Source organism: Aeromonas sp. S8(2024), from assembly GCF_041403085.1.
Lineage (GTDB): Bacteria > Pseudomonadota > Gammaproteobacteria > Enterobacterales > Aeromonadaceae > Aeromonas > Aeromonas dhakensis.
This window is the reverse complement of record NZ_JBGLRF010000003.1, coordinates 653,748-673,516: the sequence shown is the minus strand read 5'-3', so window position 1 is coordinate 673,516 and position 19,769 is coordinate 653,748. Positions and strand designations below refer to the sequence as shown.

The 19,769-nt window shown below is 60.4% G+C and carries 17 protein-coding genes; 10 read left to right on the top strand and 7 right to left on the bottom strand.

From position 1 onward, the window contains the following. Positions 1–416 precede the first annotated feature (416 nt). Both ACB031_RS11915 and ACB031_RS11910 read right to left on the bottom strand, forming a co-directional pair. Complete coding sequence (locus ACB031_RS11915) at positions 417–1,451, bottom strand: OmpA family protein (RefSeq protein WP_017766527.1); 1,035 nt, start codon at positions 1,449–1,451, stop codon at positions 417–419. A 309-nt stretch (positions 1,452–1,760) separates the two neighbouring features. Continuing rightward, positions 1,761–2,357 (bottom strand): hypothetical protein, encoded by a 597-nt coding sequence (locus ACB031_RS11910; protein ID WP_211051549.1) that lies wholly within the window; start codon positions 2,355–2,357, stop codon positions 1,761–1,763. Between the two features lie 259 nt (positions 2,358–2,616). Between ACB031_RS11910 and ACB031_RS11905 the strand changes: the two genes are divergently transcribed. Together ACB031_RS11905 and ACB031_RS11900 are read left to right on the top strand one after the other, a co-directional pair. Further along, positions 2,617–2,883: a DNA-binding transcriptional regulator gene (locus ACB031_RS11905; RefSeq protein ID WP_005298604.1), complete on the top strand. Its 267-nt coding sequence runs from the start codon at positions 2,617–2,619 to the stop codon at positions 2,881–2,883. Positions 2,884–3,087: 204 nt separating this feature from the next. Further along, on the top strand, positions 3,088–4,449 hold the full coding sequence (locus ACB031_RS11900) for a sodium-dependent transporter (RefSeq protein WP_371139626.1): 1,362 nt from the start codon (positions 3,088–3,090) through the stop codon (positions 4,447–4,449). Positions 4,450–4,535: 86 nt separating this feature from the next. On the opposite strand, the gene ACB031_RS11895 is transcribed toward ACB031_RS11900, so the two are convergent. Both ACB031_RS11895 and ACB031_RS11890 read right to left on the bottom strand, forming a co-directional pair. After that, positions 4,536–5,402, bottom strand: coding sequence for a patatin-like phospholipase family protein (locus tag ACB031_RS11895; RefSeq protein ID WP_371139625.1), 867 nt, complete (start codon positions 5,400–5,402; stop codon positions 4,536–4,538). A 33-nt stretch (positions 5,403–5,435) separates the two neighbouring features. Further along, positions 5,436–6,989: a diguanylate cyclase domain-containing protein gene (locus tag ACB031_RS11890; RefSeq protein WP_371139624.1), complete on the bottom strand. Its 1,554-nt coding sequence runs from the start codon at positions 6,987–6,989 to the stop codon at positions 5,436–5,438. A 208-nt stretch (positions 6,990–7,197) separates the two neighbouring features. Here ACB031_RS11890 and ACB031_RS11885 point away from each other — a divergent pair, with 208 nt between their 5' ends. The 6 genes from ACB031_RS11885 (at position 7,198) to ACB031_RS11860 (ending at position 16,313) form a co-directional block, all read left to right on the top strand. Next, entirely contained in the window at positions 7,198–8,247 is a 1,050-nt protein-coding gene (locus ACB031_RS11885; protein ID WP_042049317.1) for an efflux RND transporter periplasmic adaptor subunit, read from the top strand. Then, positions 8,247–11,366 carry an efflux RND transporter permease subunit gene (locus tag ACB031_RS11880; RefSeq protein WP_371139623.1) on the top strand — a complete coding sequence of 1,040 codons (3,120 nt, stop codon included), beginning with the start codon at positions 8,247–8,249 and terminating at the stop codon, positions 11,364–11,366. Before ACB031_RS11885 ends, ACB031_RS11880 begins: the two co-directional genes overlap by 1 nt. A gap of 83 nt (positions 11,367–11,449) precedes the next feature. Next, positions 11,450–11,821, top strand: coding sequence for a hypothetical protein (locus ACB031_RS11875; protein ID WP_010634698.1), 372 nt, complete (start codon positions 11,450–11,452; stop codon positions 11,819–11,821). Between the two features lie 137 nt (positions 11,822–11,958). Beyond that, on the top strand, positions 11,959–14,388 hold the full coding sequence (locus tag ACB031_RS11870) for a YgiQ family radical SAM protein (protein ID WP_371139622.1): 2,430 nt from the start codon (positions 11,959–11,961) through the stop codon (positions 14,386–14,388). A gap of 549 nt (positions 14,389–14,937) precedes the next feature. Next, on the top strand, positions 14,938–15,618 hold the full coding sequence (locus tag ACB031_RS11865; protein ID WP_371139621.1) for a site-specific DNA-methyltransferase: 681 nt from the start codon (positions 14,938–14,940) through the stop codon (positions 15,616–15,618). 467 nt (positions 15,619–16,085) lie between these two features. Then, positions 16,086–16,313, top strand: coding sequence for a hypothetical protein (locus tag ACB031_RS11860; protein ID WP_371139620.1), 228 nt, complete (start codon positions 16,086–16,088; stop codon positions 16,311–16,313). A gap of 1 nt (position 16,314) precedes the next feature. On the opposite strand, the gene ACB031_RS11855 is transcribed toward ACB031_RS11860, so the two are convergent. Further along, positions 16,315–17,361 (bottom strand): helix-turn-helix transcriptional regulator, encoded by a 1,047-nt coding sequence (locus tag ACB031_RS11855; protein ID WP_371139619.1) that lies wholly within the window; start codon positions 17,359–17,361, stop codon positions 16,315–16,317. Positions 17,362–17,552: 191 nt separating this feature from the next. On the opposite strand from ACB031_RS11855, the gene ACB031_RS11850 reads away from it, so the two are divergent. Then, entirely contained in the window at positions 17,553–17,894 is a 342-nt protein-coding gene (locus ACB031_RS11850; protein WP_329274542.1) for a DUF805 domain-containing protein, read from the top strand. Next, complete coding sequence (locus ACB031_RS11845) at positions 17,891–18,373, top strand: hypothetical protein (protein WP_371139618.1); 483 nt, start codon at positions 17,891–17,893, stop codon at positions 18,371–18,373. Before ACB031_RS11850 ends, ACB031_RS11845 begins: the two co-directional genes overlap by 4 nt. An 81-nt stretch (positions 18,374–18,454) precedes the next feature. Here ACB031_RS11845 and ACB031_RS11840 read toward each other — a convergent pair whose 3' ends face one another. Both ACB031_RS11840 and ACB031_RS11835 read right to left on the bottom strand, forming a co-directional pair. Next, positions 18,455–18,889, bottom strand: a complete 435-nt coding sequence (locus ACB031_RS11840) for a hypothetical protein (RefSeq protein WP_371139617.1) — start codon at positions 18,887–18,889, stop codon at positions 18,455–18,457. Then, positions 18,886–19,419 (bottom strand): DinB family protein, encoded by a 534-nt coding sequence (locus tag ACB031_RS11835; RefSeq protein ID WP_371139616.1) that lies wholly within the window; start codon positions 19,417–19,419, stop codon positions 18,886–18,888. The genes ACB031_RS11840 and ACB031_RS11835 overlap by 4 nt, the downstream gene beginning before the upstream one ends. Positions 19,420–19,769 lie beyond the last annotated feature (350 nt).

The following is a 19,769-nucleotide window of genomic DNA, read 5'->3' as shown; positions in this document are numbered from 1 at the left end:
GAGTTTGCCGTGCTAGGGCGTACTGCGCACTCTTTCAGTTATACCGGCCGCAGATGACAGTCTCACTGCGACCTCCATGGTGAACCACGGTTGGTCTGAATGAAAAAAGAGATGGTTCCTGGATACTCACGAAGCCTTGGCTTCATGGACAACTAACCGGGCCGAATGCACTTTTAATAGTTCATCCAATACCTTACAAGCGGGTTTACTGTATTCTTTTGACTCGCACGGATCAAGTTTCTGTACAGATATCCAGCACTGGCGCGGCGCCGCGGTGATTATGGAGAAGGGCGCTGAGGGAAATGATTTGACAGGAAGTGACGCTGGTTGCCGTGTTTTTGCTCAAAAACAGACGGTGGGCAAACAAAAGGGGATGCCGTGGCATCCCCTTTTCGCATTATCTGAACTAAGTCAGATTACTTCTGAACTTCTTGTACGCCAGATACGCGAACTTCTACGCGACGGTCCGGAGCCAGGCAGGAGATCAGCTGAGCTTTGGCTTTCACGCCGTTGCACTTGGTGCCGGTAACCGGGTTGGCTTCGCCACGACCTTCGATGGCAACCTTGCTGGCAGCCATACCCTTGCTGACCAGGAAGTTGGCAACGGTGCGGGCACGGGCTTCAGACAGCTTCTGGTTGTAGGCGTCGGAACCGATACGGTCGGTGTAACCAACGACAACAGCGTTGCCATCTTTCGGCTGGAACTCAACGATCTGCTGGTACAGAGCGTTCAGGGCAGCAACGCCTTCCGGCTTCAGGCTGTCTTTGCCGAAGGCGAACAGCACGTCGGAGTTCAGGGCGAAGTTCTTCTCAACTACCTGCGGAGCCGGGGCCGGGGCTTCTTCAACAACCGGAGCCGGAGCCGGAGCTACGTAGGAAGTACGGAACGGGTGGTATACGGCTTCCAGGGTCGCAACGCTCTGGTTGGACTTGTAGCGTACGTCGTCCGGGGCGTCGCCTGCGTGCAGGTCAGCCACGTCCCACATATAGCGGTAACGAGCTTGCAGATCCAGCGCGTCGTTGACCTTGTAGGTCACGCCCAGGCCAGCCAGCGGGGATACTTTGGTGTCGCTGGTGCCCAGACCGTCGGTGTGAGCCCAGTAGGCGCCGCCTTCAGCGAAAGCGGAGAAGTCGCCGCCCAGCGGCAGACGAGCGATACCGGACAGGGTGGCACCCTGGTTCTCGTAACGCAGACCGTCGGTGTTGCCGCGGCCAGCGTACTGGTAACCGAATTCGGTACCGAAGTTTTCGGTGAAGTTGTAACCGACGAAGGCGTTGGCAGCAGCAGCGTCTTCAGTACCAGCGTAACCGCCGCCACCGATCTTGTTCAGACCGTTGAAGTGGGCAGCACCGGCACCGGCACCGAAGTAGATGTCGTCAGCGGCGTGAGCGGCAGTTGCACCCATGGCAGCCATGGCGATGGCGATCAGGGAAGGAGCCATTTTCATCATAAAAAAATCCTCGTTGAGATGGCACGTTGTTCACGTGCTTCGCACTTTTTAATTTATGTAAGCTGCAGGCTCTGCCGAACAACAGCGTTGAGTCTGGCAGGGATCCCGGTTCCTTCCGGGAGGCACGCATTCCTGGTGCACTAGCGAGCGGGGGACATTGCAAAAACAATGGTTCACCCCTTCACGAACAGCCGGTGTCATTCCGATGACGTGGCGCACTCTATGCCGAATTCAAAACATGATCAAGCTCACACATAATCCATATGGCAGATTGTGTCGTGTGGGTAACTGGCTGTTTATCCAGATTAATTAGTGATCCAAATAGGATCTGTGCAGTCTCTTTTCGAGTTTCATATAGGCCTGAACCCAGTCAGATTGCGCCATGGCGGGAGATTCCCTCGCCTGGAACACCGCCAGATAATCGGCCTCGGTTGCTTCGCACAGTAAGGGTGTAAAACTGACCAAAAAATGCCGGGCCAGGTAGGGATCGAGGGGCCAGATATTGAGGATGGCCCGGGCCACAGGCTGTACTGCAGCTGAACAGCAAAAGTGGCGGTGGCCCGCCTCGAGCCAGTCGGCCATCTCGGCAAGCGCGCGGGTGGGGACCAGACCGCCATCCCCTTTTGTGCTGGCCAGTGTCAGCTGCTGGCCATTGCCAAGCAGCAGGGTTCCCGCTTCCTGCATGACGCCGTCGTGGCTGCGCAGGGAAAGTCCGGCAACGGGCTGGTCGAGAAACAGGCTGCTCTTGTCATCCAGCGCAGCCAAAACTGCTGCCGCCTGATCGTGCAGGGCGGCGGGCAACCAGAAGGCTTCGGCGCGAGTCTGCTGGCCTTGCTGCAATTGGCGACTGAGTTCTGCGGGGGAGGATACCGGGTGTAAACAGGAGATTATGCCGGGAAGTGCCATGGGTTCTTACTCTTAAGGGATAGCCCGCGGATTATACGAGTAATTCCTGTGGCAACAATAAAGGTTTCTTTTCGAGACTGTTTACCTGAGGCGGTTGAGCGATTACCATCCCCGATGTTTGCAAGGGTTGTCGTCGAAAGACGCTGATTAAAGATAGAGACTCGACCATAACGAGTCCGTTCAAAACTGATACACTTGACTACGAGTCGTCGCGAAAAATAAAGGTGGAGTCAATCCGCCGTACGGAGTATGGAACAATATGAATTCAAATATCGTAACTGTTGGTAAGAAGATCCGTCAGATCCGTGAAGCAGTCGGCCTGAGCCGTCCCAAGTTTGCTGATCTGCTGGGCGTTCCCCCGACCACCCTGAAGAACTATGAGCTGGGTTATCGTGAAGTTGGTGGCGCCTTCCTGGTGGCCCTGGCTCACCACCCGGAACTGCACAAGTTCACCCTCTGGCTGCTGGCTGACAAGAAAGTCGCCGAGATCGGCCAGATCGGTCCGGACGATATTGCCAAGGCTTGAGCTGATTGAGCCCTGACAAAAATGCCGCCCTCGAGGCGGCATTTTTTATTCATCACATTTATTATTGATTTAATTAAATTTGGCTATTTGTGCTCTCACCAATGCTTTTCACGAAAATACCTTGGCAAGCCGAATCAATCCTCAGAAAATTCCGACCGCTAAAATTAGCAGTACCCCTCGCATGATGCGCACAGTGAGACAAGCATGAGTCAAATCACTCCCAAGGCCAGAGATGGCTTTACCAGCAAATTCGGCGTCCTTGCCGCCACCCTGGGCTCAGCCGTCGGGCTGGGAAATATCTGGAAGTTTCCCTACCTGACGGGCGAAAACGGCGGCGCCGGTTTCCTGCTGGTCTATGTCATCGCCACCCTGCTGGTCGGCCTGCCGGTGATGATCTCGGAGATTATGCTGGGCCGCAAAGGCAAGTCCGACGCCGTCACCACCCTCAGCAAGCTGGCCCCCAAGGGGCAACCCTGGTGGTTGATCGCCCTGATGGGGGTGCTGGCCGCCTTCCTTATCATGTCCTTCTACTCCGAAGTGGCGGCCTGGGTCTTTGCCTACATCTTCAAGGCCGTTGACGGCTCCATCCTGTCGACCGATCCCAAGGTGACCGGGGCGGCCTTCGGGGCGCTGATAAGCGACCCCTTGCAGAGCCTGCTCTGGCAGTGGCTGGTGCTGATCCTGATGGGGGGCATCCTGCTGATGGGGGTCTCCAAGGGGATCGAGGCGGTCACCAAGAGGCTGATGCCGGTGCTCTTCATCCTGCTGCTGGTCATCGGCATCCGCAGCCTGACCCTGCCCGGTGCCAGCCAGGGGCTGCACTTTCTGTTCTCGCCGGATCTCTCCAAGATCACCGCCGGGGTGGTGCTGACCGCCATGGGGCTCGCCTTCTTCAAACTCTCCATCGGCATGGGCTGCATGATGACCTATGGCAGCTACTTTCGGGATGATCAGAATATCCCGCTGACCACCTTCCGGGTGATGTGCGCCGACCTGTTCGTCTCCATGCTGGCCGGCATCGCCATCTTCCCGGCGGTATTCGCCTTCGGCTTTGAGCCCACCGCCGGCCCCTCCCTGCTCTTCATCACCATTCCGGCGGTGTTTGCCAGCATTCCGTTTGGTCATCTGTTCATGGTGCTGTTCTTCGTGCTATCCGCCATCGCCGCCACCGGCGCCATGCTCTCCATCCTGGAAGTGCCGGTCTCGGTGGTCTCCGAGAGGTTCCACATGAGCCGCCCCAAGGCGACCCTGCTCAATTTGCTGGTGCTGGGGGCGGTGGGGTCGACCTGCGCGCTCTCCAACAGCTCGCTGGCGGAGGTACAGATCGCCGGCAAGACCTTCTTCGACCTGTTCGATTTCGTCTCCTCCAACGTATTGATGCCCCTTGGCGGCATCTTCCTCTGCCTGTTCGTGGGCTGGGTGTGGGGCTTCGAGCGGATGAAGGAGGCGCTGACCAACGGTGGCGAGCTGGAGCTGGCCATCCTCAAGCCGCTCTTCTTCATCATCCGTTACGTGTCGCCGCTGTTGATCCTGATCGTGATGCTCAAGGGGTTGGGGCTGTTCTAGCCAGCTGTGTTTGGCCCACCGTTCCCATAGCAAAAGAGCGCCGCAAGGAGCTCTTTTTGTTGGTGATGCGGATCCGGTGAACCGTGCTAGATGAGGCCTAAGCGGGATAACTCTTCCTTGAGCTGATCGGCGTTGCGCTCGACGCAGGCTTCGCCTTCGTTGATGGCATCGTTGGCGCGGTGGAAATCCATGATGGAGAAGCTGCCAAGGCGCGGGCAGAGCTGGATCTCGGGCGGGTCGCCAGCCATCCGTGCGCGGGTGATACGCTCCTGCATGATGTTGATGGAGCCGGTCATCACGCTCCACATGCCCGGTGTGTTGGGGCTGTCGCCCCGGTTGAACCACTGGCTGAAGCGGTTGCCGCCACTGGGTTCGTCCGGTTCATCGGTCCAGGGCTGGTGCATGTCGGCGTTGAGGTTGACCGCGATCACCACCTCGGCCCCCATGGCGCGAGCCAGCGAGATGGGCACCGGGTTGACCACGGCGCCGTCCACCAGCCAGCGATCGTCGACCCGGGTCGGGGTCAGGATGCCGGGCATGCCGCAGGAGGCGCGCACGCACTGGCGCAGCGGCCCCTGCTGCAACCAGATCTCGCGACCGGTGTCGAGCTCGGTGGCGACGCAGGCGAAGGGGAGCGGCAGGCTCTCGATGGCGGGATCCCCTAAATGGTTGGCGGCGATGCCGAATACCTTCTCGCCGCGAAACAGGCCGCCGGAGAGGGCCGGATCGAGCAGGCTGACCACCTGCAAGCGGCTGAAGCCGCGCACCCAGCTCTCCAGCTTGTCCAGTTCACCGGCGGCATAGGCGGCGCCGACAAAGCTGCCGATGGAGCATCCCGCCACCAGATCCGGTTTGACACCGAGCCGCTCCAGCGCCCGTATGATGCCGATATGTGCCCATCCACGGGCCGCGCCGCTGCCAAGAGCCAGTCCCACACGGGGTTTTCGTGCCACTTTGTCTCTCCGAACATGAGTGAGGGGATCAGCTTACCCGCAGTTGCCGGCGCCGTCATCCTGCCAGGGTTCACTGCGATTGCGCCCGTTGGCCTTGGCCTGGTAGAGCGCCATGTCGGCTCGCCTGATGGCCTCCTGCAGTGGCGTCTCGGCGCTGCCGTGGTGATAGCCGAGGCTGATGGTGACAGCCAGCGCTGGCGCCAGCGCCTGCCAGGGGTGGCTGGCGATGTGCTGGCGCAACCGCTCGGCCAGCTGGTCGAGTGGTTCGCCCCCTTTGGCCGCCAGCAGCAGAAACTCCTCGCCGCCCCAGCGGATCAGGGCATCTTCCCGCCGCAGGAGCTGCTGGCACAGGTGCACCAGCTGGATCAGTACCTGGTCGCCCACCTCGTGACCAAAGCGGTCGTTGACCTGCTTGAAGTGATCGCAGTCGAACATGATCACCCCGACGTTGCCCCCGCGCTGTTGATGGCGGCGCTCGAACTCGTCGAAGTAGTGGCGGTTGAAGGCGCCGGTCAGGGCATCGTGGTTGGAGAGGTAATCCAGCTGCCGGTTCAGACGGCGAGACTTGAGGTTGGCGAGCACGGCCCAGGCCATGAAGAAGAGGGCGATCAGGGTTGGCGCGGACTGGCTGAGCAGGGCCCACAACAGGGAGGACAGGGGAACGCGGTGAAGCAGGATGAGCTCGGTGTCAGGAATGGCGTACTGGAACTGAAACGCCCCCTGATGCCAGCGATAGCCAGCCTGCGTCGCCATCGGCTTTGGGCGCAGGTCTGCCTCCTTCACGCTGCTGGCCAGGATCTGTTGATGCTGGTTGACCAGAAACAGGGTGCCCATCTCGGGGGTGGACTCTCGCAGCAGCTGTTCCAGCCGGGAGAGCAGCACGTCGATGCTGATGACTCCCACCAGCACCTGATCCTTCACGATGGGTTGTGACAGGGTGATCATCTGCCCCGCCCCGGCAAAGTCCTCGTAGGGGCGCGAGACGGTGGCGCGCAGGCTCTTCTCTTTCTGCTTCAGGGCATCCTGCCAGTAGGACTTGAGATAGATGCTGCGCTGAAAATGGAACTGGCTGGAGGGGACCCAGGGGTAGAGGTAGAGGAAGTCATCGACCCCGGTGAAGTAGACCCAGCCAACCTTGTCCCCCAGCAGCTTGCTGGCGGTGGAGAGCAGGGGGGAGAGGCTCAGCGCCAGGTGCAGCCTAGCGGCGCGTGGGCTGCCGGGGGCTGGCAGCGGTCCCAGCCCGGTCAGGTTGCCGCTCAGCCCCTTGGGCAGGTTGGCGGGCACCCGATCCAGCGCAAAGCCATGGTCGCCATTCTCCCGCAGGGCGCCATAGAGCTGGAGAGTGAGGGCGGATTGCGGGTTGCTGCGCAGCCGCTCTTCTGCCTGACCGCGCATGGCCTCGAGAAAGGTTTCCATCTGTTGAAACTGGGATTTCAGGCGGGAGGCGGTGCTGAGGGTGTCGCTCTGATAATGGTCGGTGACCTGGGTCAGGGTCAGCTTGAGAGTGATGGCAAGCAGCAGGGCGACGAAGGCGCAGAGCAGCCATTGCAGGCGATAGGTAACAAAATGGGGTCTGGGTTCTGGCATAGGCGTTAGGCGGGATCCGGACAGGTTCGGAGCATCAGTTTAGGGCACAATCGTGAAGCCCGTCTTCTGCTACTGCTATTTCAATCAAATATCGCCGTTTCTGTTACGTTTTGTCACATTTATACATAGTCACGGCATAGTCAGGGGGTAACATGGTGACCATCATTGATGAAGTGCCCTCTTTTCTCTTAATTTCATGGATTGCTTGATGAAAATGCGTACTTGGCTGGTGCTTGCCTGCCTCTCTCTGCTGATTTCCGCCGGCTGGTATTACCGCCACTCTGCCCCTGCCGGCAAACCCCAGCCACGTCAGGTCAACATCCGGGCGCAGACGGTCAGCCAGAGCCTGGCCGAGCCCTCCATCAAGCTGGTGAGCAAGCTGGCCGCCAATCGCTCCGTGGTGATAAGCCCCGAAGTGACCGGCCGCATCGTTAAAATTGCGGTGCGCTCCGGCCAGCAGGTCAAGCAGGGGGACGTGCTGATCGCCCTCGACGCCGGCAAGCAGCAGGCGGAGCTGGCCGAGCAGAGCGCCAGCGTGCGCGACGAGACCCGCAAGCTGCGGGACATGCGCCGGCTGGTGGCGCGCGGTGCCATCACCACCTCCGAGCTGGAAGGGCAGGAGGCCACGGTTGCCCAGGCTCAGGCCCGCGCCGATGCCGCCAGGTACGAGCTCTCCCTGCGCACCCTACTGGCGCCGTTCGACGGTTCGGTCAGCCTCATCGATCTGAGCGAAGGGGCCCTGGTCAACAGCGGCGATACCCTGCTCCACCTGGACGAGCTGGCCAAGCTGCGGCTCGATCTGGCGGTGCCCGAGCGCTACCTCTCCCTGCTGCGCCCCGGCATGGCGGTGACGGCGACCAGTTCGGCCTGGCCTGACCAATCTTTTCGCGGCGTGCTGGAGACCCTGGACAGCCGCGTCTCCAACGATACCCAGAACATCAAGGCGCGGGTGATCATCCCCAATCCTGACGGTCAGCTGCGCCCCGGCATGCTGCTCAACGTCGAGCTCTCCCTGCCGCCGCAGAAGATGACCCTGATCCCGGCCCAGTCGGTGGAGTATGCCGGCGAGCAGCGCTTCGTCTATCGTCTCGAACCCAATGGCAAGGTCAAACGGGTACCGGTGGTGCTGGGGGATACCCATGGCGAAGAGGTGTGGGTGACCGAAGGGCTCAAGGTGGGCGATCGCATCGTGGTCGAGGGGCTGGTCAACCTGCGTGACGGCGTCAGCGTGCACGATCTGGCGGAGGTCAAAGGCTGATGTGGCTCTCCGATATTTCCGTGCGCCGCCCGCTGGTGGCGGTGGTGCTGAGCGCGCTGCTCACCGTGTTCGGTCTGGTGGCGTTTTCCAAGCTGACGGTGCGGGAGATGCCGGACGTGCAGACGCCGTCCGTCTCCATCACCACCATGTACGAGGGGGCCGCCCCCGCCGTCATGGAGAGCCAGGTCACCAAGCCCATCGAGGATCAGCTCTCCGGCATCAGCGGCATCAAGAACATCAACTCGGTGACCCGCAAGGGGCGCTCTGTCATCACGGTGGAGTTCAAGCTCGGCTGGAACATGGTGGAGGGGATCTCGGATGTGCGCGACGCCATCTCCCGCGCCCGCCCCAAGCTGCCGGACGAGGTGGATGAACCTCTGGTCACCAAGGACAACGGCAACGGCGACGTGGCGGTCTGGCTCAACTTCAGCAGTACCCAGATGGACCGCACCGCCATGACCGACTACGCCAACCGGGTATTGGTGGATCCCTTGAGCCTGGTGGACGGGGTGAGCGAGGTGTCCCTCTCCGGCGATCTGACCCAGGTGATGTACGTGCGACTGCGCCCGGCCGACATGGCGGCGCGCGGCGTCACGGTGGCGGACGTGCAGGACGCCCTCAAGCGCGAGAACATCGAGCTGCCGGGGGGCGAGATCCGCAACAACAGCATGACCATGGCGGTGCAGATCGCCCGGCTCTATCACACCGCCGCCGATTTCCAGGCGCTGCAGGTGCGCACCGCCGCCAACGGCCAGAGCATCTATCTGGCCGACATCGCCGATGTGGAGGTGGGGGCCAAGAACGAAGACAGCGCCTACCAGCGCAACGGCCGCGAGAGCCTGGGGATCGGCATAGTCGCCCAGTCCACCGCCAACCCGCTGGCGGTGGCGCAGGGGGTCGAGAAGAAGATGGCCGAGATGCAGCGCTTCCTGCCGGAGGGGGCGACCCTGGAGGTCGACTACGACTCCACCATCTTCATCAAGCAGGCCATCGACGAGGTGTACGAAACGCTGGCCATCTGTGCCGTGCTGGTGGTGGCCGTGCTCTACCTGTTCCTGGGGCAGGGGCGTACCACCCTCATTCCGGCCATCACGGTGCCGGTCTCCCTCATCTCTGCCTTTATCGGCGCCTGGTATCTGGGCTTTTCCATCAACCTCATCACCCTGCTTGCCCTTATTCTTGCCATCGGTCTGGTGGTGGATGATGCCATCGTGGTGGTGGAGAACATTCACCACCATCTGCAGCGCGGCGAACCGCCCCTGCTGGCGGCCTGGCACGGTACCCGCGAGGTGGGCTTTGCGGTGATCGCCACCACCGCCGTACTGGTGATGGTGTTCGTGCCCATCGCCTTCATGGATGGCATGGTGGGCCGGCTCTTTACCGAGTTCGCCATCCTGCTGTCGCTGGCGGTGCTCTTCTCGTCGCTGATTGCGCTCACCCTGACCCCGGCCATGGGTTCCTGGCTGATGCGCTCGGTGGATAGACCCAACCGGCTGACGGCGGCGCTCGATCGCGGCCTCGGCTGGGTGGAGACCCACTACCGCCGGCTGCTCGGCTGGGTGCTGCACCACTCGCGCTGGACCCCGCTGGTGCTGGTGCTCTGCCTGGGCGGTATTGGCGCCCTGTTTGCCCAGCTGCCCACCAGCCTGACCCCGACCGAGGACCGGGGCGTGCTCTACGTGTTCGTCAAGGGGGCCGAGGGCACCAGCATCGAGCGGATGAAGCGCAACATGCAGCAGGTGGAGGCGGCCATCATGCCGCTGCTCGGCAAGGGGGTGGTGCAGGCCATGAGCTTCAGCACCCCGGCCTTCGGCCGCGGCGGCGATCAGACCGGCATGGCCATCATCCAGCTCACCGACTGGGCCGAGCGGGATGAAACCGCCACCGAGTTTGCCAAGTCCCTGAGCGGGCGGCTGGCCGGCATTCCGGACGTGATGATCCGCACCTTCCAGCCGGGTTTTCGCGGTGGCTCCACTGCGGCGGTGCAGTTCGTGCTGCAGGGCTCCGACTATGCTGAGCTCTATCAGCAGGGGCTAGCCCTGAAAGAGGCGGCGGCCCAGAGCGGTCTGATGGAGACGCCGGATCTCGACTATGCCGAGAAGACCCCGGAGCTGCAGGTGACCATAGAGCGGGATCGGGCCAACCAGCTCGGCATCCCGGTCTCCACCGTCGCGAGTTCCCTGCAGGCCCTGCTCGGCGGCATCAGCCAGACAACCTATGTAGACAGAGGGGAGGAGTACGACGTCTATCTGCGCGCCAACCAGCGCGACTTCAACGGCGTCTCCGACTTGAGCCGCATCTACCTCAAGGCGGCCAACGGCGAGATGGTGACCCTCTCGACCCTGGCCACCGTCAAGCAGGTGGCGAGCCCGCAGCGCCTCAATCACTACCAGCGCCAGAAGGCGGTGACCCTGACCGCGGATCTGGCGCCGGGCCATACCCTGGGCGAGGCGCTGGATTACCTGGACGGCTGGGCCAATGCCAACCTGCCAAACGGCATGACGGTGGATTATGCCGGCGAGTCCAAGGACTATCGCGACAACCAGGGTGAGATGGTGATGGTGTTCGCTCTGGCCCTGCTGGTGGTCTATCTGGTGCTGGTGGCCCAGTTCGAGAGCATGCTGACCCCGGCGGTGGTGATGGTGACGGTGCCGCTCGGCATCTTCGGCGGCTTGCTCGGCCTCTGGCTGACGGGGCAGGAGATGAGCATCTACAGCCAGATCGGCATGATCATGCTGATCGGCATGGTGACCAAGAACGGCATCCTGATCGTCGAGTTCATCAACCAGCTGCGCCAGCGTGGCGAAGGGTTTGACGAGGCGATCGTCGCAGGCTCGGTGCGCCGCTTGCGCCCCATTCTGATGACCTCGCTCACCGCCATCATAGGGGCCGTGCCGCTGATGCTCTCCATGGGGGCAGGGTATGAAAGCCGGATGTCGGTGGGCACAGTGGTCTTCTTCGGTCTCTCTCTGGCGACCCTGGTGACCCTGCTGCTGGTGCCCGCCATCTACCATCTGCTGGCCAGACGGGCCGGCATGACCGGCGCGCGGGATCAACAGGTGGACGCGGCGCTGGCCGCCAGCGAGGCCACCTCGCAGCAGGACAAACCGGCCGCCTGATGCGGCCCCCCATATAGGGGCAGAGGCTGGCAAGCAAATGGCTGCGGGTTAATATGTAGCCAGTTTGATACTCGAGGTGAGTCATGTTGCCATCAGCCATTTATGAGCCGCTGCCCTTTGCCTACATGGGCAGCGGTTTGCTTTTGTTGGGGATTGCCGATCAGCCGGGGCTGTTGCTGGCCGGGTTGGCACTCTATCTGGCCGGTTCGCTGGCCTGGTTTCGGCGCGGCGCCTATCGCCGCCCAGACAAGCACCGGCTGATGCGAAAGCAGGGCTGGCCGCTGTGGCTCTACGAGAGCCGACCGTTTGCGCTGATCCTGCTGGGTTTGCTGATGCTGCGTCTGGCCACCCACCCGGTGTTCCTGGCGCCCGCCCTGGTCTGGTGCCTGCTGGGGGGTTATCAGCTGCTGCAGCGTCACTACAACCGTATCGTGCTGGCCCGCGCCCTGGCCTGAGCCGACCATTGACCCGCACTTTTGAGGCGAGCCCCGCTGGCTCGCCTTTTCCGCATCTATCGTAGGGGCAAAAAGCCGTCGCCCCCGCCTTGCTCTGCCGGTATAATGCGCGACCCGAATTGTTCCAGGTGGTCAAAATGCAGCCGGTTACCAACCTCTTCTCCTATCCCCGTTACTGGGCCGAGTGCTACGGCACGGCGCCTTTCCTGCCCATGTCCCGTGCGGAGATGGACAAGCTCGGCTGGGACAGCTGCGACATCGTGCTGGTGACAGGCGACGCCTATGTGGATCACCCGAGCTTCGGCATGGCGGTGATCGGCCGCATGCTCGAATCCCAGGGTTTTCGGGTCGGCATCATCGCCCAGCCGGACTGGTCATCGAAGGATGACTTTATGCGCTTGGGCAAGCCGAACCTCTTCTACGGGGTGACCGCGGGCAACATGGACTCCATGATCAACCGCTACACCGCCGACAAGAAACTGCGCCACGACGATGCCTATACCCCGGGGGATGTGGGCGGCAAGCGGCCGGACCGCGCCACCTTGGTCTACACCCAGCGCTGCAAAGAGGCCTATAAAGAGGTCCCCGTGGTCATCGGCGGCATCGAGGCATCCTTGCGCCGCATCGCTCACTACGACTACTGGTCCGAGACCATCCGTCGCTCCATTCTGATCGACGCCAAGGCCGACATCCTCATCTACGGCAACGCAGAGCGGCCGTTGATCGAGGTGGCTCACCGCATCGCAGGCGGCGAGACCATCGACACCATGCAGGACATTCGCGGCACCGCTGTGATCCGCAAGGAGCCGCTGCCGGGCTGGCGCGGGGTTGATTCGAGCAAGCTCGACCAGATTGGCCGCATCGACCCCATCCCCAACCCCTATATGGAAGGGGCCCCCTGCGCGGACGACGAAGGTACCGCGCCGGTGGAGCAGGAGGCCAAGCCCATCCTGGTGCAGCCGCCCAAGCAAAAACCCTGGGAGCAGACCTACGTCAAGCTGCCGGCGTTCGAGCGGGTGAAGGAAGACAAGGTGCTCTACGCCCATGCGTCGCGCATCCTGCACCACGAGACCAACCCGGGCTGCGCCCGCGCCCTGTCGCAGGCCCACGGCGATCGCATCATCTGGGTCAACCCGCCCGCCTTCCCGCTCGAAACCGACGAGATGGACGGGGTGTTCGGCCTGCCGTACCAGCGGGTGCCGCACCCGGCCTATGGCAACGAGAAGATCCCGGCCTACGACATGATCAAGACCTCGGTCAACATCATGCGCGGCTGCTTCGGCGGCTGCTCCTTCTGCTCCATCACCGAGCACGAGGGGCGCATCATCCAGAGCCGCTCGGAAGAGTCGATCTTGAAAGAAATCGAAGAGATCCGCGACAAGGTGCTGGGCTTTACCGGCGTCATCTCGGATCTGGGCGGCCCCACCGCCAACATGTACAAGCTCCGCTGCAAGAGCCCCAAGGCAGAGCAGACCTGTCGGCGCGCCTCCTGCGTCTGGCCGACCATCTGCCCGCACATGGACACGGACCACAGCCCGACCATCAACCTCTATCGCAAGGCGCGCGACCTCAAGGGCATCAAGAAGATCCTGATCGCCTCCGGGGTGCGTTACGACATCGCGGTGGAAGATCCGCGCTACATCAAGGAGCTGGCCAAGTACCACGTGGGCGGCTACCTCAAGATCGCGCCGGAACACACCGAGGAGGGCCCGCTCTCCAAGATGATGAAGCCGGGCATGGGCAGCTACTACAGCTTCAAGGAGCTGTTCGACAAGTATTCCAAAGAGGCGGGCAAGCAGCAGTACCTGATCCCCTATTTCATCTCCGCCCACCCGGGCACCACGGATGAAGACATGGTGAACATGGCGCTCTGGATCAAGTCCAACCGCTTCAAGCTCGATCAGGTGCAGAACTTCTACCCATCGCCGCTCGCCAACGCCACCACCATGTATTACACCGAGAAAAACCCGCTCAACAAGGTGAGTCGCCAGGGCGGGGACGTGTTCGTGGTGAAAGGGGAGCGTCGCCGTCGTCTGCACAAGGCGCTGCTGCGCTATCACGATCCGGCCGGCTGGCCGATGATCCGCGAAGCCCTGCTGGAGATGGGCAAGGGCCACCTCATCGGCAACGGCCCCGACTGCCTGGTGCCGCCGGAAGGCCGTGGCGAAGCCAAGGCCGAGCGCAGCCGCAGCAAGGGCCTCAAGCCCGCGTTGACCCGCCACAGTGCCATCACCCATCAGCGCAGCAACGGGTCGGGCAACAAGGCCGCCCGCAGCGAGGCCGGTGCAGGCAATGCCCCGGCAGCCAGCAGAAACGGCGGTAAGGCAGGCAATGGAAAACCGGTCGGCTCTCAGCTCCAGAAAGGCTCGGGCAACGGCAAGCCCAGTTCGCAAGGTACAGGTCAGGGCGCAGGTCAGAGTGCTGGTAAGAGCAAACCGGCTGGCAAACCCGCCCACAAGGGCAAGGCTCCGACCCGCGCCGGCTCTGCCAAGCCGGGCGCCAAACCCGCTACTCAGGGCGGCAAGTCCGTGGCTAAAGGCAATGGTGCCAAGCGACCGGCTCGGTGATATACCTGATTGGAAAGTGATAGAAATAAAAAGGCGACCGAATGGTCGCCTTTTTATGTTCGCTTCTCAGTGCTTTAACAGTCATTAGATGATCGTTTTCGTGAAAAATTTTTGGTATTTATTATTAGAAAATGCCACTTGCGATCCCATTGAGTCTGGAATATCATCATATACCTCTATCGGGATATAAAGATGGTGATTTAATTGATAAATGACCAGCTTTGACATCGTAGAGAATATATATTTATTTATAAGGAGTATGTGAATGTCTTGTACGTGTTGTAAAGGTGCTTTGAATGATGGAATGCTGCATAAACATGATGAACAAGGTCAAGAGTACAAATCTTGTCCTCGTTGTTCAGATACTAATGGTGTAGAACATGTCTATCATAAATATCCTGATTCGTTTGGTCAAACAGATGCGCGTGTAACAGGTAGAAATCCTCATGGTGACCAGAGTTACTGTGTTGATTGTCGAACTTTGGACAAAGGCCTACCGTCGACTGTACACTTGAACGGTCGTGTTTGTAGCAGTCTTAAGTAGGTTAAATGTTTTTATCATGTGAAGATGCTGTAAGTTGGCTTTCAACGCTCGCTCCTGCGAGCGTTGATCTTATTATTACCGATCCTCCGTATGAGTCTCTTGAAAAACATCGGAAAATTGGTACTACAACCAGACTCAAAGTGAGTGAAGGTTCTAGCAATCAATGGTTTGATATATTTCCGAATGAGCGATTCGAAACTTTATTAATTGAAATTTATCGAGTTTTAAAGAAAAATTCACACTTTTACTTGTTTTGCGACCAAGAAACAATGTTTTATGTGAAGCCAATAGCTGAAAAAGTAGGGTTCAAGTTTTGGAAGCCTATTGTTTGGAACAAAATGGCAATTGGTATGGGGTATCATTATCGTGCTAAATATGAATTTGTTCTTTTTTTTGAAAAGGGGAAGAGAAAATTAAATAATCTTGGTATTGCAGATATTTTGGAATGCAAGCGGGTTCATCGTGGGTATCCGACAGAGAAACCAGTACCACTATTAGAGACATTGATAGGTCAGAGCTCAAATGAGGGGGATTTAGTCGTCGATCCATTTTTTGGTTCTGGTTCTACGTTAGTCGCAGCAATAAATATGAATCGGCAGGCTATGGGATGCGATATATCTAGCTCTGCTCACAAGTATTTAATTCAAAGACTTGAAAACCAAGATAAACCTAGTGTGATAATTTAGTTATCTTTGGACACCGGTCGTAAACCGGTGTTCATTTTAAACCAGACAATATTCAAGATCTTTGTGACACCCACCTGTCTTTATGAGGCGTATCACCGACCAATCCCAAGCTACTGCCCATGGATTACTTGCTCCCTTGACCCGCGATGACAGCAACCCATCGCAGCTCAACAGGCTCTGGATGGCTATGGTAAGCCAAACGAAACTGCTGATGTGAGCATCAAGTTGACTTAACAATCAGAAAAGTTTTGTTTTTTGACCGGCATCAAACTCTGTTGTTCTGCATCCTTCACATCTTTCCAAACAGTGTCAGGAACTGGCTGTTGGCCATCAGTCTGGGCAGATAAGGATTGGATGCCCGAGCCCCAAAAGATGGCTGTCCCCATCGGGGGTGGCTTTGTTATCTTGCCGGGTAGATCGGCAGGGGCGATAGGTACCCCTTATCTCATCTCAACAGGAGCAATCAGATGGCGTTAAAGGTGCGATCCCGCAGGGAGAAGGTGGGCAGCGGCCTTGGGCTGCTGCTCGGGATCATCGGTTTCAATCTGCTGGTGCTTTTTTTCTTTGAAAAGCAGGCGGGCTTTGATGGCAACCAGCTGCTCTGGGCCGCCGTGACGGCGCTGGTCTGCTCCGAGCTGGGGGCTAGGATGGGCAAGTGGCTGGATCGCCGGGAGCAAACGAGAGCTGGCGACTGATTCAGGAGGCGGCCGACAGGTCGCGCGTTGCTCTGAACTGGCTGGGAGTCAGGCCGGTGATGCGCTGAAATTCACGATTGAAGTTGGATTTGGTCTGAAAACCGGCGTTCATCAAGATCTGGGTGATGCTCTCATCTGTGTTAAGCAGAGCCTGCCTGGCATGGGCAATCCGATACTCGTTGATGACCCTGGGGATGCTCTGCTGGCGCACCAGATTGACGGCACTGGAGATCTGCTTGGCGGGAATACCCAGTTTGCGTGAGAGACGGGCCAGGGTCAGCTCAGGATCCAGATAGCAGGCTTTCTCTTTCATCAGGTTATCCAGCAGGGCCACGATTTCCCGGGCGCGATCGTCGCTCAGCAGCGGCGCTTTCCCCGCAGGCTCGGGTTCGGAGGCTGGCATCTCCTCCTCTTCTGCGTCAGCGGTATTGACTCCCACCATCACCACGGCCGCCGCCAGCATGGGCACCAGCATCAGGTGACCCAGCGACAGGATGTAGGGCGCCAGCTGGCCTTGATTGAAGGCGAAGTCGAGGGAGACGGCGGCGTCGATGGCCGCCGAAAACAACAGCATCCAGCCCGCGATATGTTCCGCCCGTCTGATCCCCTCCCACTCATTGAACGAGACATACAGCAGCAGTTGCGTCTTATCGGAAAAACGCACCAGCGCGATGCCGTAGCAGAGATAGATGGCGGTCAGCAGGCCATCCAGTGGCAGTGGCAGTGGCAACCAGTTGTGGGTCAGCATGCCGAAGGCAACCAGCGCGGGGCCGATGCCGTGCAGCCAGGAGAAGCGGGCCGCTGGCGCCTTGGCCCGGCTGAAGATATGCCAGGCGGCCACCGGAATAAGTGAGGCGAGGATCGGCTGCGCGAGAGTGAGCAGCGCCAGATCGAAGGTCCAGCGCAGCCCTACCGCACCGGTGGTGATGGCGCACAGCAGCAAAAAGAGGGCGGTCGTTCTGGCCACTCGGCCAAGGCGCGCCAGCAGCACAGCGGCCAGCAGTGCCAGCAGCAAGGAGACGATAAAGGGTATGGGTATGGCCAGCATCATGTATCCCGTGTGCAAAGAGTGGCCGTTGACCGGCGGCGGCATGCCAGCATAACGGCTTGGGTCAGGCGAATGAAGCCCATGATGGCGCAGGCGCGGTTCGAGGACGACCTGAAACCGGTTTGAGGACGCCCGGGGGCGCTTTGCTCCCCATGATAAGGGCTCTCAATCACCATAAAAGGCAGGTATCCATGTTCTCTTTCTACTGGCTGGGGTGGCAACGCGCCCTGGATTTTTCGGGTCGCACCACCCGGGCTGAATGTGGGTGGTTCATGTTGGGCCATCTGCTGGTCACCCTGATCTGCATCTGGCTGGACGTGCTGCTTGCCAACCTGGGTTGGCTGGATCTGAGCTACGGCCTGGTGAGCAGCGTGCCCCTGATTGCGCTTATCGTGCGTCGCTTGCACGACACCGGCCGCTCCGGTTGGTGGGGCTGGGTCTTTCTGGTGCCGGCCGTGGGGCCCTTGCTGCTTATCTATTTGCTGGCGCAGCAAAGCGGGGCAACCCATGTTGGCAAGGAGGCATCGGCATGAGACACGCACTCTGGCTGTTTATGTTGTGCTGCTCGCTGGCGGTGGCCGCCCTCGACAATCCCCACGATTTTCCCAAGGGGGCGCTGGGCCTGCTGCAGGTCGACAGCCTGACCCGTGGCGAGCTGCTGTGGCTGCAGGGGCGGGTGGGGGAGGGAACCTATACCACCACTGATGCCGAGGGGCGCCACTGCGCCATCCGGGTGCCGGTGGCGGTCGGCAAGGTGGCGAGCAGCGGCCTTGGCATCGACTCTGCCGCGGGGCTGGCCATCGTCGTCATGACGCCGCGGCTCGATGCGGCGCTCAGCAAGGGGGAGCGGGTGAACAGCAGCGACTTCACCTTCTCCCGCGAGGCCGCTGACCCGGCGGCCGACGGTTATATCGTCAGCGGGATCGCGGCCGACGAAGGGTTTGTGCTGAACTCGCGGCGGCGCTGGATAGCCTGGCTGCTGGAAGACAAACCGGCGCTGCGCTGTCAATAAGGCCTCCCTCGTCGGGAAAAGGCGCTGGCCAGAGATCAAAGAAGACCGCTTGACCGGCGCTGATTGGTTTACTGGCTGCGCCTACTGCCACACTTCCTGCCCCTTGGCATTGAGCAGGGTGTGAAACAGATAGTGATCGTCCCGATCGTAATAGACGGTAATGGTGTGACGCTCGGTGTAGTCCGCCGCCACGCTGGCCACCGTCATCGGCACCAGGATCAGCTCCCCCAGCCCCATTGTCACGGCGCTTGCCGTGGCCTGGCCATTGCCGTCACCGCGCTTGTGGATCTTGCCGAGCACGGTAAAGCGATCGCAGCCCTGCACCTTGTCCTCGGTCAGAAAGGTGGCCTGCTGGCAGAGCTGGGGATCGCCCAGCTCGGCGCGAATGGCCGCGCGGGTCTCCCCCGCGGCCAGGGTGTTGCGAAAGCGCCCCGAGTAGTGATCAATGGCGGCGGCGCAGCCGCTTAGCAGCTCGATCAGCAGCAGCGGTGCGAGCCGCAGACAGGCGGGTTTCATGGACGAGCCTCGTTATCCGCCAGGGCTGCATCACCCCGCCGTTCAGGTTCGCTGCGATGCAAGAAGGTGGTCAGGGTATCGCGCGGCGGCGTGATGCCGCACTGCACCAGGATCCGCCCGATCGCCCCCCTGTGATAGCCGCCGTGGGTTACCAGGTGCAGCAGCATCTCGGCGCGGCTCATCTGCCCCTGGTCGCCATCCGTGAACTGAAACCGGACCTGGGTATTGCACGCCTGCGGGCTTAGGGTCGCCACATACTCCACCAGCCAGTTATCCAGTGCCGTGACCGCGCCGTGCAGCGCCGCCAGGGTTGGCGTCTCTGTCGTATTGGTGGCGGTAAAACCGTGCCGTTCCCCCAGCAGGTTGGCCTTGAAGATGGTATCGACCACATGGATATGGTTGAAGATGCGCAGGGCTGTGTGGTGAGCCTCGCCATATTGCGCGGCATCCAGGGTGGCGAGGGCCGCCAGCAGTTCGTCATCGGCCCAGCGCTTGTAATGAAAAAGGGATTGCAGCGTCTCGTTGTTCATCGGTTCCTTGCCCTCATCTGCTCCTTGAAAGGTGGGCATGGTAGCCAAGAAGAGACCGATATGAAACCTGTTTTGCGGCGGTATCGACAGCAGGCCGGTTGCTGCCAGTACGCGGTCAGCCGGGCCCCATGGGCTTGCCAACTTATGATCCGCTCTCGCTCTGGCAGGTGAAACATAAGGTGATCAATCAGTTACATAGGGCTGGCCATAAGGCCGTCATCCCGGGCGTCGCTGAAGGCTGGGGGAGCCAGAGACACTCGTCCGAAGCCTGCACCGCCGCCAGGTTTGCGGGGCAGGAGAGGTGGCAAAAGGGCGCCAGATGCCCTGAAATATCTGGTTACACTCTTCCC